The organism is Algibacter pectinivorans, from assembly GCF_900112595.1.
Lineage (GTDB): Bacteria > Bacteroidota > Bacteroidia > Flavobacteriales > Flavobacteriaceae > Algibacter_B > Algibacter_B pectinivorans.
Window position 1 is genome coordinate 39,148 of the sequence record NZ_FOMI01000001.1, and the last position, 15,895, is coordinate 55,042.

The following is a 15,895-nucleotide window of genomic DNA, read 5'->3' on the forward strand; positions in this document are numbered from 1 at the left end:
ACCTTTTTTGATATGCTGTACACTTACATAGGCTTTTTTGGATTTACGTTATTTGTTATTTTATATACAACTTATAAGTTAAGAAACGACAAATTTACCACATCTAAAGGATATTTTTTAGCTGGAAAAACCTTAACCGGACCTATTATTGCTGGATCTATGATATTGACAAATATATCTACAGAACACCTAATAGGAATGAATGGAAGCTCATATAAAAACGGTATCATTATCATTGCTTGGGAAGTTACCTCTGCAATTGCTCTAGTAATAGCAGCCATATATTTTGTTCCTAAATTTATAAAAATGGGACTAACTACTATTCCCGAATTTCTAGAAAGGCGATTTGACAGCTCAATTAGGTCCATAGTAGCTTTTTTACTAATGTCATCTTTCGTTATAACTCTACTCCCTATAGTACTTTATTCAGGAGCCATAAACATAGAAAGTGTATTTGACTTTTCGAAAATTTTCAACATATCTAAAAATATGTCTTTAATTTGCACTGTATTGATAATTGGTATTATTGGTTCTTTATATGCTATATTTGGTGGATTAAAAGCAGTAGCTTATTCCGATTCTTTAAACGGCGTAGGACTTATGTTAGGTGGTCTACTAATTCCTGCAATAGCATTATATCAAATAGGCAATGGAAACCTAATAAACGGCTTAACTACTGTTTACAATTTTGCTCCAAATAAATTCAATATTGTAGGCGAACCCGATTCTGTACTTCCTTTCTCTGTATTATTCACGGGCTTAATGATAAACCAATTATACTTTTGGGGAATGAATCAATCCATAATTCAACGTGCATTTGGTGCAAAAAACTTAATTGAAGCTCAAAAAGGCCTTATATATACTGGTGTATTAAAGCTATTTGTACCTGCCATAATTGTATTGCCTGGACTAATTTCATATTACTATTTTAAAGACGCCTACTATAGCACACCCGATTTAATTTACCCCTTGCTTGTTAAAAAAGTACTCCCTTCTTACTTATATGGCTTTTTTGCGGCTGTTATTTTGGGAGCCGTTTTAAGTACCTTTAACAGTGTTTTAAATTCGGCAAGCACCATATTTTGTTTGGATATCTATAAAAAACTAATTAACAAAAACGTCGCAGACTACACGCTTGTTAAATATGGAAAGATTTCATCCGTTATATTAGCAGTTGTAGCTATCTCTATTGCACCATTGGTAGCATATGCTCCAGATGGTCTTTACCAATTATTACAACAATTAAACGGCATATTTTTTATCCCTATTTCATCAATAATTATAGCGGGAATATTTTTTAAACAAATAAATACTCAGGGTGCCAAAGCAGGCTTGTTTTTTGGGCTTACCTTTTATATCTTAACAACTTTTGTATTAAATTTAAACATCCATTTTGTACATTTATGGGGTATTGAATTTGTTTTAAATTTTTTAATTATGTTTTTAGTTTCAAAAAATTTTACTTCTAAGCAAAAACACACTTTTTATAAAGACATTAGTACGAATGAAAAACAATGGTCTTATGTTCACATATATGGCGCCACACTAGTACTTATTACTATTTCCTTTTACGTTTTGCTATCTTAACAAAAAAAAATCAAAATTAGAGTTAAATAAATTTCCCTTTTTTTTACACTTATTCATTATAACACCTCTTTCTATTTTAACAGTTTTAAGAACACCAATAATTTGCAATTAATTAACTAAAATCTAGCACAAATAAGAATATAAATTCCTACTACCCCCCTTACTTTTAAACAGTTAATACATACGTACTAAAAACAATTACATTAACTTTCTAATTAACAAATAAAAGGACCACTTTGAAATTTCAGATAACTATTTCTGCGTTTGAATTTTTAATCTAAAACACGATACCCACTAAAATCTTACAAAAATTTCTTAAATAAACAATAAAAAAACACCGTTAATCATGGATTAACGGTGTTTTAAATAATTCCTATTTCTAGGTTAGTCGGGGTGGCAGGATTCGAACCTGCGACCTCCGCGTCCCAAACGCGGCGCGATAACCGGGCTACGCTACACCCCGAATTTAAATAGAATTGAATATATTTTGGGAATTCAAATTCTACATTTACCTTTATTTTCTGAGCGTAGTTTATGCCGCACTTCTGCGATACTACACCCCGAATTGGTATCCTATTTTTAAGGACTGCAAATATATAGTTTTCTTTTAGATATAAAATCTTTTTTTAGTTCTTTTTTACTTTTTAAAAATAATTTTCTCGATAAATTTTTTACAAAGAATTAATCTTAAATTTGTTTCATTAAAAAAGTAAAATAATCTTTATGCTAATTATTGGAATTGCAGGTGGTACAGGCTGCGGAAAAACAACTGTAGTAAATCAAATATTAAACGAACTTCCAGAAGGCGAAGTGGGTATACTATGGCAAGATTCGTACTATAAAGACACCTCACATTTGTCCTACGACGAGCGTATAAAAATTAATTTTGACCACCCCAGATCTATAGATTTCGATTTAATTGTAGCTCATTTAAAAGATTTAAAAAACAACAAACCCATAGAGCAACCCGTCTATTCGTTTGTAAAACACAACAGAACCGGCGATGCTATATTAACGCATCCTAGAAAGGTAATGATTGTAGAGGGCATTTTAATACTTGCCAACCCAGAGTTAAGAGATATGTTCGATATTAAAATATTTGTTCATGCCGATAGTGATGAGCGCTTAATAAGACGACTAAAACGAGACATAAAAGAAAGAGGACGCGATTTAGACGAGGTTTTAAACCGCTACCAAACCACCTTAAAACCAATGCACAATCAGTTTATTGAGCCTACTAAGGAATATGCAGATATTATTATCCCAACCAATAAACACAATACAGTAGCTATAGATATAGTTAGAACCATAATAAACGATAAACTATAACATGGCACTTCCAAAAAGCAAATATTTAAAACCTTTTAAAAATATATTCCTACTTATATTAGTTGTATTTGTAGTTTGGATGTTGTTTTTTGATGCCAACTCATGGCTAATTCATCATGAATTAAATACAGAAATTGAAGATTTAGAAAACGAAAAAAGTTACTATAAAAAAGAAATAGAAAAAGACAAGAAAGATTTAAAAAAGATAAGCACCGATGAAGGTTTAGAAAAATTTGCTAGAGAAGCATACTATATGAAGCGTGATAATGAAGAAATTTACATTATTGAGTACGAAGACAGCTTAAAAACTACAGATAATGACTAAAAACTTGTTTGATGGTTTCAATTCGGTTTCTGCTAAACAATGGAAACAAAAAATTCAGTTCGATTTAAAAGGAGCTGACTACAACGATACGCTTATTTGGAAAACCAATGAAGACATCGATTTAAAGCCTTTTTATCATGCCGATGATTTTGAAAAACTACCAAACATATCTAACACCAAAGCAACACAATGGAAAATTGGACAAAGTATTTTTGTTGCCGATGTCGAAAAATCTAATTTAAACGCTATTCGCAGTATTAAAGGTGGTGCTGAACAAATTAATTTCATTATACCATCAGACGCTGTTTCCATTAAAAATTTAATTCAGCACATTAATCTAGATGCCGTAACCCTTCAATTTGAATTACTATTCCTTTCTGAAGCCTACACAACACAATTACAAAGCCTAGTACCAAAAGCCAAAATAAAACTAGATTGCATTGGCCAATTAGCTAAAACAGGAAATTGGTTTAAAAGTTTAAACGACGACTTAAAGACTTCTAAAAGCTTAATTAACACCACCAAAGCACTTCATATAAATGCTTCGCTTTACCAAAATGCAGGTGCTACCATGGTGCAGGAACTGGCTTATACCCTAGCCCATACCAACGAGTATTTAAATAATCTAGAGGCCTTTAAAAGTGATTTATCTTCGCTTAGCGTAACATTTCATGTATCCGTTGGTACAAATTACTTTTTTGAAATTGCAAAACTACGAGCACTAAGGGTATTATGTAAAACCTTAGCATCAGAATATCATATAGATGTAAATTGCGCTATTGAAGTAACTCCTACAAAGCGCAATAAAACCGTATACGATTACAACACAAACATGCTACGCACCACTACAGAATGTATGAGTGCTGTGTTGGGTGGCGCAAATGTTATTTGTAACTTACCCTATGATTATGTGTTCCATAAAAGCAATGAATTTGCCGAACGCATTGCAAGAAACCAACTATTAATTTTAAAAAACGAAAGTTATTTTGATAAAGTTAATAATCCTTCAGACGGATCATATTACATTGAAAGTTTAACCCAACAACTCGCTGAAAAAGCCTTGGAGTTATTTAAAAACATGGAATCTGCAGGTGGTTTTTTAAAACAATTAAAACTAGGCACAATTCAACGAAAAATAAAAGAAAGTGCAGCAAAAGAGCAAGAGCAATTTGATAACGGAGCTATTATTTTGTTGGGCACAAACAAACACCCAAATGCTATGGATAAAATGAAAAACGAGTTAGAAATTTATCCTTTTGTTAAAATAAAACCTAGAAAAACACTTATTGAACCCATTATAGAAAACAGATTATCAGAACATTTAGAAAAAAACCGATTAAAAAATGAAAATTAAAATGAAATCAAAAATCACAACACTTACATTTTTATTAGTTATAACTTTATTAAGCTGTAATCAAGAAAGTCAATTTAAAGACTTTAAATACGCCGACAAGCCAGAAACTATTACCTGCGATGGTGTAAATTTAAAATTATTAAACGAAGCGCTTTATAGTTTTGAAAATGATATCATTACGCACTATCATAAAGGAAATGGCACTCCTAGACTAGACCAAGCCTATTCGCAAATAATAAGAAACTCTATTTATGGCAGGTTAAAAATAGAGGATATCGCATCAAAACATACAGTTAATGTTTTTGAAGCATTAAAAAAGGAAGACAATCTTTGGGACGCTAACAACCCAAAAAGTCACCTGAATTATAACAGCAAAGTACTAAACTGTATTGCCAATTCTCTTAAAGACACGAGTTTAAAAACAACTTTAAATGCACTAATATCTACAAATAGTATGGCACCAAAATTATTTGGTCCTGCTCTAGTTAGCAAATCTAGAAACGCATTAAACGACAAAAGTTTAGCAATGTACATCACCCTAGATTTGTTTTATGCTAAAATGTTCGATATCGATTTTAGCAAAGTGAATTTTGAAAGAACAGAGCAAAAGGTTGACTTTAACGCAGTACCTTCTATAAAAAACCCGGCAGAAGACCCACACGCAGGACATAACCATTAAACTCTAATGAGCAGAAAAAATCTTCAACATATCAAAATTAATTCGGACTTTGAAAACTTAGAAACTACACCTTCTTGTTTTCAAACGTCCGAAACTATTGATGTGAAATCAACTTACACTAAAGCTGACATTGAAGGTTTACAACACTTAAATTTTGTGGCAGGAATTGAACCGTATCTTCGAGGGCCTTACAGCACCATGTATGTTAAAAGGCCTTGGACGATACGCCAATATGCGGGATTTTCAACCGCCGAAGAAAGCAATGCCTTTTACAGAAGAAATTTAGCCGCAGGACAAAAAGGCTTATCTGTTGCTTTCGATTTGGCAACCCACAGAGGCTACGACTCAGACCACGAACGCGTTGTTGGCGATGTTGGTAAGGCAGGAGTAGCAATAGATTCGGTTGAAGACATGAAAATACTCTTCGACAAAATACCGTTAGATAAAATGTCGGTTTCCATGACCATGAATGGCGCCGTACTACCCATTATGGCATTTTATATTGTGGCTGCCGAAGAGCAAGGTGTAAAACCAGAACAATTAGCAGGCACCATTCAAAATGATATATTAAAGGAGTTTATGGTGCGCAATACCTACATCTACCCGCCTGCACCTTCCATGGAAATTATTTCGGATATATTTAAGTATACCAGCAAATTCATGCCTAAATTTAATAGCATTAGTATTTCTGGCTACCATATGCAAGAAGCTGGAGCGACCTGCGATATTGAATTGGCATATACACTAGCCGATGGCTTAGAGTATATTCGTAAAGGATTAGCTGCCGGAATGGATATTGACACTTTTGCCCCTAGATTATCGTTTTTCTGGGCCATTGGGTTAAACCATTTTATGGAAATTGCAAAAATGCGCGCTGCACGAATGCTTTGGGCTAAATTGCTAAAACAATTTAATCCTAAAAACCAAAAATCTTTAAAACTGCGTACCCATTGCCAAACGTCTGGATGGAGTTTAACCGAACAAGACCCGTTTAACAATGTGGCACGTACAACTATAGAGGCTGCCGCAGCCGTATTTGGCGGCACACAATCGCTACATACCAATGCTTTAGATGAAGCCATTGCCTTACCCACCGATTTTTCGGCAAGAATAGCAAGAAACACACAACTGTTTTTGCTTGAAGAAACCCATATTACAAAAACCGTTGATCCTTGGGCTGGTAGTTATTTCGTTGAAAAACTAACACATGATATTGCACAGAAAGCTTGGACTTTAATTGAAGAAATTGAAGCCCTTGGTGGGATGACTAAGGCTATTGATGCCGGTATTCCTAAAATTAGAATTGAAGAAGCTGCCGCTAGAAAGCAAGCCAGAATAGATTCTAATCAAGATATTATTGTTGGTGTAAACAAATATGTGCTTGAAGAAGAAGCACCAATTACAACACTTGAAGTCGATAACCAAACCGTAAGAAACGCGCAAATAGAGCGCTTAACTAAGATTAAAGCCGAAAGAAATCCAGAAAAAGTTAAAGCAGCCTTATCAAAATTAAGCGAAGCTGCAAAATTTTCGTTAAATTCAGAACATAGAAAGTCCAATAAAAATCAGGAATCAGAATCAATAGACGGCAATCTAGATGACGATTACAACTTATTAGCACTTGCTATTATAGCGGCCCGCGAACGTGCAACCTTAGGTGAAATTAGTGATGCCTTAGAGGTAGAATTCGGGCGACATAAAGCACAAATAAAATCATTTTCTGGTGTGTATAGTAAAGAAATAAAAGACGATAAATCCTTTAAAAAAGCTCAAGAACTAGCCGATGTTTTTGCTGAGCAAGATGGCAGACGCCCTCGTATTATGATAGCAAAAATGGGGCAAGATGGTCATGATCGTGGTGCAAAAGTGGTTGCCACAGGTTATGCCGATGTTGGTTTTGATGTGGACATTAGTCCTTTATTTCAAACACCAAAAGAAGTTGCAAAACAAGCCGTTGAAAACGATGTGCATATTTTAGGCATTTCATCGTTAGCTGCAGGACATAAAACACTTGTACCTCAAGTAATACAAGAACTTAAAAATTACGGTCGCGAAGATATTATGGTTATTGTTGGTGGCGTTGTGCCCAAACAAGATTATCAGTTTTTATTTGATGCCGGAACCGTAGCTATTTTTGGCCCAGGCACCAAAATTAGCGAGACTGCCATTCAGGTTTTAGAAATTTTGATAAATTAATAATTAAATATCAACCTCGTAAATGAGGTCGTCTATTTCAATTGTTAACAAATTCCGCTTTTATTCCTCGTAAATAATTGTATTTTTACAGCTAATAAAACCAAATCATTTCATGGGTAAAATCATAGCAATTGCTAATCAAAAAGGCGGTGTTGGAAAAACAACAACCTCAATAAACTTAGCAGCTTCACTAGGTGTTCTAGAGAAGAAAGTATTACTTATAGATGCTGACCCTCAAGCAAATGCAACTTCTGGAATTGGAATTGATGTAGAATCTGTAGACGTTGGAACTTATCAACTTTTAGAGCATTCTCATTCTGCCAAAGAAGCTATTGTAAAAACAGAAACGCCAAATTTAGATATTATTCCTGCGCATATCGACCTTGTTGCAATTGAAATTGAACTTGTTGATAAAGATGAACGCGAATATATGCTTAAAAAAGCGTTACAAGAGATAAAGGATGATTATGATTATATCATTATTGATTGTGCGCCATCATTAGGTTTGTTAACTTTAAACGCATTAACATCGGCCGATGCTGTTATTATTCCTATTCAATGTGAATATTTTGCATTAGAAGGTTTAGGAAAGTTATTAAACACTATAAAAAGTGTTCAAAAAATTCATAACCCCAACTTAGATATTGAGGGCTTATTGTTAACCATGTACGATTCGCGTTTAAGATTATCCAATCAAGTGGTTGAAGAAGTGCAAAAACACTTTAACGATATGGTGTTTAAAACCATCATTCAACGAAACGTAAGACTAAGTGAGGCACCAAGCTATGGCGAAAGTATAATTAATTACGATGCCAGTAGTAAAGGTGCTAACAATTACTTAAGTTTGGCAAAAGAAGTCATTAATAAAAACGCTTAATTATGGCTAAGGCAATTAAAAAACAGGCTTTAGGTAGAGGTTTATCGGCTCTATTGAAAGACCCTAGTAACGATATTCAATCTGCTCAAGATACCAACGCCGATAAGGTTATTGGTAACATTGTAGAGCTTGATTTAGATTTTATTGAAGTTAACCCGTTTCAGCCACGTACTAACTTTAGTGAAGAATCGCTTCGCGAACTAGCCTCTTCCATTAAGGAATTAGGCATTATACAGCCCATTACCGTTAGAAAATTAGGCTTAAACAAATACCAATTAGTTTCTGGAGAGCGTCGTTTTAGAGCGTCTAAATCATTAAACCTAGAAACTATTCCTGCCTATGTTAGGATTGCTAACGATCAAGAATCGTTGGAAATGGCATTGGTTGAAAACATTCAGCGTCAAGATTTAGATCCTATTGAAATTGCTTTATCATACCAACGTTTAATTGACGAAATCAATTTAACTCAAGAGCAAATGAGCGAGCGTGTAGGTAAAAAACGATCTACAATAGCCAACTATTTGCGTTTACTTAAACTAGACCCAATTATTCAAACCGGTATGCGCGATGGTTTTATTTCTATGGGTCACGGTCGTGCATTAATTGCCATTGAAGACCAAAGCGATCAATTAGATATTTACGAAAACATACTATCCAATAAACTTTCAGTTAGAGAAACCGAAAACTTTATTCGCGATTTTAATTCTGAAAGTCCAACAAAAAAAACCGAGAAAAAGACAGAAGAAGACGATATGCCAAAGTTTGTTAAAAAAGGCATGACGGCATTTTCTGAATACTTTGGACATAAAATTGACGTTAAAGTTTCTAAGAATGGCAAAGGGAAAATTACAATTCCTTTTCATTCTGAAGAAGATTTTAATCGCATAAAAAAATTAGTTCAAGGTGATTCCAAATAAAATCCTAATAACAGGAATAGTATCATGCTTACTTTGTTTTGCCACTTTTGCACAAGACAAAAAAAAGGAGAAAGACGAAAAAGTACTTCCTAAAGAAGTGGTTGTAGACTCCATTGTAAAAGTTAGCGATCCTATTAATCCGCTTTCGCCTGCCAAAGCAGCATTCTATTCTGCAATTTTACCCGGTTTAGGTCAAGCTTACAATAAAAAATACTGGAAAATCCCAATTGTTTATGGTGCCATAGGTACGGGTGTATACTTTTACATTACTAACAACAAAGAATACAACAGGTATAGAGATGCTTATAAAAGCAGACTCGCCGGCTTTACTAACGATGAGTTTTATTTGGACGCCGCTGGTAATCAATTAACAACTCCAAGACTATCTACCGATAAACTTGAAGACGCTCAAGAATTTTATAGGCGTAACAAAGAAATTTCACTTTTAGTAACACTTGGGTTGTATGCCTTAAACATTATTGATGCCAATGTAGATGCGCATTTACTGCAGTATAACATTGATGAAAACCTATCTTTAGCGCCCCATTATAAATTCAATGAATTTGATGCAAAAAGTAATTTCGGACTAACTTTAAACTTTAATTTTTAACCCTTAATTGGGATTTTATAAACAATACATTTTAATATGAATATAGCATTACTCGGATACGGAAAAATGGGAAAAACTATTGAACAAATTGCCATTAAACGCGGACATAAAGTAGTTTTGACTATCGACAAAGGCGACACCAATTACGACATTACTAAAGCAGATGTAGCTATCGACTTTAGTATTCCAACAGTAGCTTATAGTAATATTGCAAATTGTATTGACAACAATGTACCAGTTATTTCTGGAACGACCGGATGGTTAGATAAATATGAAGATGCTGTAGCCTTATGCCAAGAGAAAAAAGGTGCTTTTATTTATGCATCTAACTTTAGTTTAGGTGTAAACATCTTTTTTGAACTTAATAAAACACTAGCTAAAATGATGAGTGCCTTGAAACAATACAATGTTTCTATGGAAGAAATTCATCACACTCAAAAACTTGATGCGCCTAGTGGAACTGCTATTACTTTAGCCGATGGCGTAATTGAAAACCACGATGGTTACAAAAACTGGAAATTAGAAGAAAGCGGAGAGCAAACCATTCCTATTGCAGCAAAACGTATTGCCGATGTACCTGGTACACATACCGTTACTTACGAAAGCGAAGTAGATACCATAAACATAGAGCATATTGCACATACTAGACAAGGTTTTGCTTTAGGTGCTGTTGTTGCAGCAGAGTGGATTGTTGGAAAATCTGGTGTTTTCAGCATGAACGATGTGTTAAATATTGGTTAACACAAAATAATACTGTAACAAATAGAACGCTGTTACAACTAACAACAAATTAAAATTTTGAGATTATGACTTGGACACAATGGTTTATATTCATCTTAATAATACAAATTATTCATGGTTTAGGCACCTGGAAACTATATATTAAAGCAGGAAGACAAGCCTGGGAAGCCTTTGTTCCTGTTTACAATGGTGTTGTATTAATGAAAATAATAAACCGTCCGTGGTGGTGGATTATCCTTTTGTTTCTGCCTATTGTAAATCTTATTATGCTACCCGTTATTTGGGTTGAAACTGCGAGAAGCTTTGGCAAAAACACCATAGTAGATACCATTTTAGCGGTTGTTACGCTAGGATTTTACAATTTTTACTTAAACTATGTTGCCGATGTTAGTTATATAGAAAACAGAAGCTTACAACCAAAATCTAGTTCTGGCGATTGGACAAGTTCTATTTTATTTGCTATTGTAGCGGCAACTATTGTACATACGTATTTTATGCAGCCGTTTACTATTCCTTCTTCTTCTTTAGAAAAATCGTTATTGGTAGGCGATTTTTTATTTGTAAGTAAGTTTCATTACGGCGCAAGAGTACCAATGACAACGGTTGGCGCACCTATGGTACACGATACCATTCCTGGTTTAAACAAAAAATCATATGTATTTGACGATCATTTTGAAGACCGCAACACATCCTGGAAAAACAAACTACAACTACCCTATTTAAGAATTCCTGGATTTCAAAAAATAAAACGTAACGATATTGTGGTTTTCAATCAGCCGGCAGATACCTTGTTGGATATGAATGATTTTACGCCAGATAGAAATTATTACAAACCTATAGATAAGAAAACAAACTTAGTAAAGCGTTGTGTTGGTGTTGCTGGCGATACTCTAGAGGTTAGAGATGGTTATGTTTATATAAACGGCAAGAAAAATGAGTTACCAGACCGTGCACATTTACAATTTAGTTACTTGGTGCAACCTAAAACAAATCAGTTTAACCCAAACTACATTAAGGAGCGTTATGATATTACTGATGGTTTTGGTATAATGAATGCTCAAAACACGTATTACTTTTCGGCGATTTCAGATGAAGCCCTAGCAACATTTAAAAATCATCCTAATGTAAAAAGTATATCATCTAATATTCAAGAAAAAGGCGTTCGCGATGCCGATATTTTTCCACACGATCCTAACTATAATTGGAATGTAGATCAATTTGGACCTTTATATATCCCTGAAGAAGGCAAATCGATAGCAATTAACATAGAAAATTTACCGCTATACAAACGTGCTATTACCGAGTACGAAGGCAACACGTTACAAGTTAAAGGCAATCAAATTCTTATTAATGGCAAAGTAACCAATACTTACACCTTTAAACAAGACTATTATTGGATGATGGGTGATAACCGCCATAACTCTATTGATGCAAGACGTTGGGGCTTTGTACCTTTTAATCATGTTATTGGTAAACCTGTATTTATTTGGATGAGCCTTAAAGACATGAGTTTATTTAAACCACGTTGGGAGCGTTTCTTTACTACCGTTAGCGGAACAGGGAAAGCAACCTCATTTTTAATTCCGTTTTTAGTTTTATTATTTGGCTGGATAGGGTTTAATAAATGGAGAAAGCGTAAAGCAGAAAAGGAATAAACTAAAGTATATTTTACGGCCGACTTGTAACGTCACAAACCATATGTATGTCTTTTAAAGCGGGTATCATAACTTTTTTTATAGGATTGATAGCTTTCGGTCAAAACCATAATGCTATAGAAGCACCTGCTATTACTAAAGATTTTGTTTTAGGGAAATTTGACTATAAAACGCATGCCCAATTTACTAAAGTGGATATGGCTCATGCCTCTAAAACCATATTTTTAAACATAGACGTGTATTCGGCATTTCTTAAAATGCATAAACACGCCAAGGCAGATGGCGTTGATTTAATTATAAAATCTGGTACCAGAAATTTTAAAGAACAGAAAGCCATTTGGGAACGTAAATGGGCAAAATACAGCAGCCTAAACCCCATGGACCGAGCTAATAAAATATTAGAATATAGTTCAATGCCCACAACATCTAGACACCATTGGGGCACCGATATGGATTTAAACAATTTTACCAATTCGTATTTTAACCATGGTAAAGGCAAACTGGAATACCAATGGCTTTTAAAAAACGCTAATACCTATGGTTTTTACCAAGTTTACACGAACAAAACTAATGGTAGAACGGGTTATAATTTAGAGCGTTGGCATTGGTCCTACATGCCCTTAGCTAAAACTTACTTAGCGTTTTATAATAAGCACATAACGTACTTGGATATTACGGGTTTTAAAGGCTCAAAGCTTGCAAAAGAATTGAATACTATAGCTTTATATGTAAATGGTATTTCTAAAAAAGCCAAAACGGCATTTAATAAAGACTAAATGAATATTGTTATACATCCAACATACTTCCCTAATATTGCACACTTTGTTGCTATGGCTAACGCGAAAACGGTTGCCTTTGAAATGGATGATAATTTCCTGAAACAAACCTACAGAAATCGCGCGTACATTTATGGCGCCAACGGTAAATTAGGTTTGAACATCCCCGTTATTCATTCGCAAAAAAACAGACAAAAATACAGGGACGTTAAAATTTTTAATGAAGATAATTGGCAAAGTTTACATTGGAAATCTTTACTATCGGCCTACAGAACATCGCCATTTTTTGAATATTACGAAGATGAGCTCCAACATTTATTTACCGAAAAAGCGGAGTTTTTATTAGATTTTAATTTAAAATGTTTTGAAGTTATTACCGATTGTTTGCAGTTGGATTTAGAGTTAACCAAAACCGAAACCTACCAAAAAACCTACTCTGATAAAACAGACTTTAGACCTCTAGTGCATGCTAAAAAAGAGCCGCTTTATCCTTTTGAAAGTTACACGCAGGTATTTAATAGTAAACACGGTTACATACCTAATTTAAGTATTTTAGACTTGCTTTTTAACGAGGGTCCAAATGCTTTAAATTATCTGGAAGCTCAAAACATAAGCCTTTTATAATGCTACAAACTTTTGCACATTATGGTTGTCATTTTTTGTTACCACTTGTGGTGGCATTACTCTTTTATAAGTCGAATTGGAAATACGCTTATTTAGTAATGATTGCAGGTATGTTAATTGATTTAGACCATGTATTGGCTACGCCTATTTTCGATCCTAACCGATGTAGTATTGGGTTTCATCCGTTACACTCTAGTTTTGCTATTTTGTTTTATATTTTTTTATGTGTGCCCAAAACATCCAGATTGGTAGGCTTAGGTTTAGTGATTCATATTATTGCTGATACTGTTGATTGTGCTTTAATGTAGCATATTACACCACGGCGATTCGTAGAGCGTTTTAAGCCTAAATTGCTACTTTTAGATAGCAGTATAATAGAAGGTTTTAAATGACAAATAGGTAACCTGAAACATTACGCTATTAACTAAAAACTGAGACTGAATACTATGTTGTCGCGCAGTGTTGTTTGCTGGGAATGTTCTTATTTCTGGAAATCTTTATGATATTTTTTACGATTGAGCAAGACTGAATACTGCCACTGAGACTGAAAACTTGTTTGTTGTATAAGGGTGAAAAGACACGACCTATAGATTTGAAAAAAAATTAGCTTTTAGTAAACGACGCTGCGAACAGCTGCGCAAGGGATAGTAGAGGAAAGCCCACAGCCCGACGTAGGAGGTGCGAGGACTTGTAACGGATAGCCCGACCACCTGTCCTGAGCGGAGTCGAAGGGTGTGGTTGCGCCCAAATTAAAAAAACAGGGTGCTGCCTACTCGAGACTAAGTGTTGTTGTAATGGGATAATGATCGGAATAATGGGCGTTATAGGCTTTAAAACCATTGACGTTAAAGGCTTGGTCGGCAAAAATAAAATCGATACGAACAGGGAAAAATTTAAAATCGTAAGTTCTGCCAAATCCGTTTCCAGCTTCCTTGAAGGTATCATTTAAATCGCCTCTAATTTGTCGGTATACATACGAAAATGCGGTGTTATTAAAGTCGCCACAAATAACCATTTTGTATTTGCATTGCTTTTTATGCATTAAAAACAACTCGGTTTGAAATTGCTGCATTTTAAAGGTGGAACCAATACGTTTAAATAAGCGCTCGGAGTCTTCTTTTTTAAGACTTTCTACCTTGGTATCGATACGCAAAGACTCGAGGTGGATGTTATAAAACCTTATGGTGTCTTTACCTTTTACAACATCGGCAAAAATGGCATTATTAGCCGTATCTGGAAACTCGATTGAGCCGGAATTTATTATTGGAAATTTTGAAAAAATAGCTTGTCCGTATTTCATTTTTTTTCCGGATAGCTTTTCGAATTTATATTTAAAAAACGATAAATCGATGTTTTTATGCGGATGGTATTCCTGTATGCTAAGTACATCGGGAGCTTCGGTTTTTATAAAGTCTACAATTTTAGTTTCTACACCCTTTTCTGGAATCCATTGATATAAATTAAACAACCTTACATTGTAGTTCATGACCTTTATATTACTGGGGCTTTCTACTTTTACAGATGATGAAAATTTATAAAGCGAACCAAAGGAAAAATAGCCAATTAATAAGGCCACCAACGATAACATAAACTGCCTTTTTAAGCGAAACATCCAGTATAAAAAGAACACAACATTAATAATAATTAAGAAGGAAACACCTAGGTTTACAACCGCTAATATGGAGAATGTTTTAGGCGGTAAAAAAGGCAAAACAAAAGATAGCAAAAGCAGTACAGCCACAACAACATTTACTAGGTAAATGATTTTATTTATGAAGCTTAGTTTTTTCATGAAATTAACTGCTAGGAGACTTTTGACCGTTGACGGTTGATTACTTTAGGTTTCTTTTGAATGCTATCATCATATTCATCAAATGAAAGGATTCGTTATAATATTTATTAAATTGTTCTTCTGAAATATATTTTCTCCTAATTGCTTTATGTAAACAGGTTACAACTTCCGCTAAAGACCTAATTGAATACCCCAAAAACTTGTTTTGTTCAGGGTTTGATTGCCCAATGGCGCCTTCTGAAATATTTAAAGCAACAGAATCTACTGCTCTTATTAATTGCGAGGATAAATTATAATATTCTTTTTTAGGAAAATCATCAATCAATACATTGATTTCCTCTCCTAAATCCATTGCTTTTTGCCAAATAAGCAGTTTCTCGAACTTAAATTTACTCATAACGCAATACGTTTTTTATCTTCTGTCTTCTACCTT

16 protein-coding genes and 1 tRNA gene are annotated in these 15,895 nt (G+C 34.2%); 14 read left to right on the top strand and 3 right to left on the bottom strand.

What is annotated here, in order from left to right; genetic code table 11:
• The first annotated feature begins 12 nt into the window (after nucleotides 1-12).
• Complete coding sequence (locus BMY96_RS00100; RefSeq protein ID WP_245750510.1) at nucleotides 13-1,587, top strand: solute:sodium symporter family transporter; 1,575 nt, start codon at nucleotides 13-15, stop codon at nucleotides 1,585-1,587.
• Between the two features lie 388 nt (nucleotides 1,588-1,975).
• Here BMY96_RS00100 and BMY96_RS00105 read toward each other — a convergent pair.
• Nucleotides 1,976-2,050, bottom strand: a tRNA-Pro gene (locus BMY96_RS00105).
• Nucleotides 2,051-2,310: 260 nt separating this feature from the next.
• On the opposite strand from BMY96_RS00105, the gene udk reads away from it, so the two are divergent.
• The 13 genes from udk (at nucleotide 2,311) to BMY96_RS00170 (ending at nucleotide 13,978) form a co-directional block, all read left to right on the top strand.
• Nucleotides 2,311-2,916: a uridine kinase gene (gene udk, locus BMY96_RS00110; RefSeq protein ID WP_092847529.1), complete on the top strand. Its 606-nt coding sequence runs from the start codon at nucleotides 2,311-2,313 to the stop codon at nucleotides 2,914-2,916.
• A 1-nt stretch (nucleotide 2,917) separates the two neighbouring features.
• Nucleotides 2,918-3,241, top strand: coding sequence for an FtsB family cell division protein (locus BMY96_RS00115; protein WP_092847530.1), 324 nt, complete (start codon nucleotides 2,918-2,920; stop codon nucleotides 3,239-3,241).
• On the top strand, nucleotides 3,234-4,595 hold the full coding sequence (locus tag BMY96_RS00120; protein WP_092847532.1) for a methylmalonyl-CoA mutase subunit beta: 1,362 nt from the start codon (nucleotides 3,234-3,236) through the stop codon (nucleotides 4,593-4,595). The genes BMY96_RS00115 and BMY96_RS00120 overlap by 8 nt, the downstream gene beginning before the upstream one ends.
• Before the next feature lies 1 nt (nucleotide 4,596).
• On the top strand, nucleotides 4,597-5,274 hold the full coding sequence (locus BMY96_RS00125; protein ID WP_139205197.1) for a hypothetical protein: 678 nt from the start codon (nucleotides 4,597-4,599) through the stop codon (nucleotides 5,272-5,274).
• Between the two features lie 6 nt (nucleotides 5,275-5,280).
• On the top strand, nucleotides 5,281-7,470 hold the full coding sequence (gene scpA, locus BMY96_RS00130; RefSeq protein ID WP_092847537.1) for a methylmalonyl-CoA mutase: 2,190 nt from the start codon (nucleotides 5,281-5,283) through the stop codon (nucleotides 7,468-7,470).
• Between the two features lie 112 nt (nucleotides 7,471-7,582).
• Nucleotides 7,583-8,347, top strand: a complete 765-nt coding sequence (locus BMY96_RS00135) for a ParA family protein (RefSeq protein ID WP_092847538.1) — start codon at nucleotides 7,583-7,585, stop codon at nucleotides 8,345-8,347.
• 2 nt (nucleotides 8,348-8,349) lie between these two features.
• Nucleotides 8,350-9,264, top strand: coding sequence for a ParB/RepB/Spo0J family partition protein (locus BMY96_RS00140; protein ID WP_092847540.1), 915 nt, complete (start codon nucleotides 8,350-8,352; stop codon nucleotides 9,262-9,264).
• Nucleotides 9,254-9,874, top strand: coding sequence for a DUF5683 domain-containing protein (locus BMY96_RS00145; RefSeq protein WP_092848734.1), 621 nt, complete (start codon nucleotides 9,254-9,256; stop codon nucleotides 9,872-9,874). The genes BMY96_RS00140 and BMY96_RS00145 overlap by 11 nt, the downstream gene beginning before the upstream one ends.
• Before the next feature lie 36 nt (nucleotides 9,875-9,910).
• Nucleotides 9,911-10,615, top strand: coding sequence for a 4-hydroxy-tetrahydrodipicolinate reductase (dapB, locus tag BMY96_RS00150; RefSeq protein ID WP_092847543.1), 705 nt, complete (start codon nucleotides 9,911-9,913; stop codon nucleotides 10,613-10,615).
• Nucleotides 10,616-10,680: 65 nt separating this feature from the next.
• Complete coding sequence (gene lepB / locus BMY96_RS00155; protein ID WP_092847545.1) at nucleotides 10,681-12,270, top strand: signal peptidase I; 1,590 nt, start codon at nucleotides 10,681-10,683, stop codon at nucleotides 12,268-12,270.
• Nucleotides 12,271-12,317: 47 nt separating this feature from the next.
• A complete protein-coding gene (locus BMY96_RS00160) occupies nucleotides 12,318-13,046 on the top strand; it encodes a M15 family metallopeptidase (protein WP_092847547.1) in 729 nt (242 codons plus the stop codon).
• Nucleotides 13,047-13,670 carry a WbqC family protein gene (locus BMY96_RS00165; protein ID WP_092847550.1) on the top strand — a complete coding sequence of 208 codons (624 nt, stop codon included), beginning with the start codon at nucleotides 13,047-13,049 and terminating at the stop codon, nucleotides 13,668-13,670.
• The gene (locus BMY96_RS00170) at nucleotides 13,670-13,978 is read left to right on the top strand and encodes a DUF6122 family protein (RefSeq protein WP_092847553.1); all 309 of its coding nucleotides are present in this window, start codon (nucleotides 13,670-13,672) and stop codon (nucleotides 13,976-13,978) included. Before BMY96_RS00165 ends, BMY96_RS00170 begins: the two co-directional genes overlap by 1 nt.
• A 461-nt stretch (nucleotides 13,979-14,439) precedes the next feature.
• On the opposite strand, the gene BMY96_RS00175 is transcribed toward BMY96_RS00170, so the two are convergent.
• Both BMY96_RS00175 and BMY96_RS00180 read right to left on the bottom strand, forming a co-directional pair.
• Entirely contained in the window at nucleotides 14,440-15,462 is a 1,023-nt protein-coding gene (locus tag BMY96_RS00175; RefSeq protein WP_092847555.1) for an endonuclease/exonuclease/phosphatase family protein, read from the bottom strand.
• A gap of 40 nt (nucleotides 15,463-15,502) precedes the next feature.
• Complete coding sequence (locus BMY96_RS00180) at nucleotides 15,503-15,859, bottom strand: four helix bundle protein (RefSeq protein WP_092847558.1); 357 nt, start codon at nucleotides 15,857-15,859, stop codon at nucleotides 15,503-15,505.
• Nucleotides 15,860-15,895: the final 36 nt, after the last annotated feature.

What these genes read in the sequence shown, in the direction of transcription:
- BMY96_RS00100 (WP_245750510.1), top strand. Translation starts at nt 13, where the DNA reads ATGCTGTACACTTACATAGGCTTTTTTGGATTTACGTTATTTGTTATT.
- udk (WP_092847529.1), top strand. Translation starts at nt 2,311, where the DNA reads ATGCTAATTATTGGAATTGCAGGTGGTACAGGCTGCGGAAAAACAACT.
- BMY96_RS00115 (WP_092847530.1), top strand. Translation starts at nt 2,918, where the DNA reads ATGGCACTTCCAAAAAGCAAATATTTAAAACCTTTTAAAAATATATTC.
- BMY96_RS00120 (WP_092847532.1), top strand. Translation starts at nt 3,234, where the DNA reads ATGACTAAAAACTTGTTTGATGGTTTCAATTCGGTTTCTGCTAAACAA.
- BMY96_RS00125 (WP_139205197.1), top strand. Translation starts at nt 4,597, where the DNA reads ATGAAATCAAAAATCACAACACTTACATTTTTATTAGTTATAACTTTA.
- scpA (WP_092847537.1), top strand. Translation starts at nt 5,281, where the DNA reads ATGAGCAGAAAAAATCTTCAACATATCAAAATTAATTCGGACTTTGAA.
- BMY96_RS00135 (WP_092847538.1), top strand. Translation starts at nt 7,583, where the DNA reads ATGGGTAAAATCATAGCAATTGCTAATCAAAAAGGCGGTGTTGGAAAA.
- BMY96_RS00140 (WP_092847540.1), top strand. Translation starts at nt 8,350, where the DNA reads ATGGCTAAGGCAATTAAAAAACAGGCTTTAGGTAGAGGTTTATCGGCT.
- dapB (WP_092847543.1), top strand. Translation starts at nt 9,911, where the DNA reads ATGAATATAGCATTACTCGGATACGGAAAAATGGGAAAAACTATTGAA.
- lepB (WP_092847545.1), top strand. Translation starts at nt 10,681, where the DNA reads ATGACTTGGACACAATGGTTTATATTCATCTTAATAATACAAATTATT.
- BMY96_RS00160 (WP_092847547.1), top strand. Translation starts at nt 12,318, where the DNA reads ATGTCTTTTAAAGCGGGTATCATAACTTTTTTTATAGGATTGATAGCT.
- BMY96_RS00165 (WP_092847550.1), top strand. Translation starts at nt 13,047, where the DNA reads ATGAATATTGTTATACATCCAACATACTTCCCTAATATTGCACACTTT.
- BMY96_RS00170 (WP_092847553.1), top strand. Translation starts at nt 13,670, where the DNA reads ATGCTACAAACTTTTGCACATTATGGTTGTCATTTTTTGTTACCACTT.
- BMY96_RS00175 (WP_092847555.1), bottom strand. Translation starts at nt 15,462, where the DNA reads ATGAAAAAACTAAGCTTCATAAATAAAATCATTTACCTAGTAAATGTT.
- BMY96_RS00180 (WP_092847558.1), bottom strand. Translation starts at nt 15,859, where the DNA reads ATGAGTAAATTTAAGTTCGAGAAACTGCTTATTTGGCAAAAAGCAATG.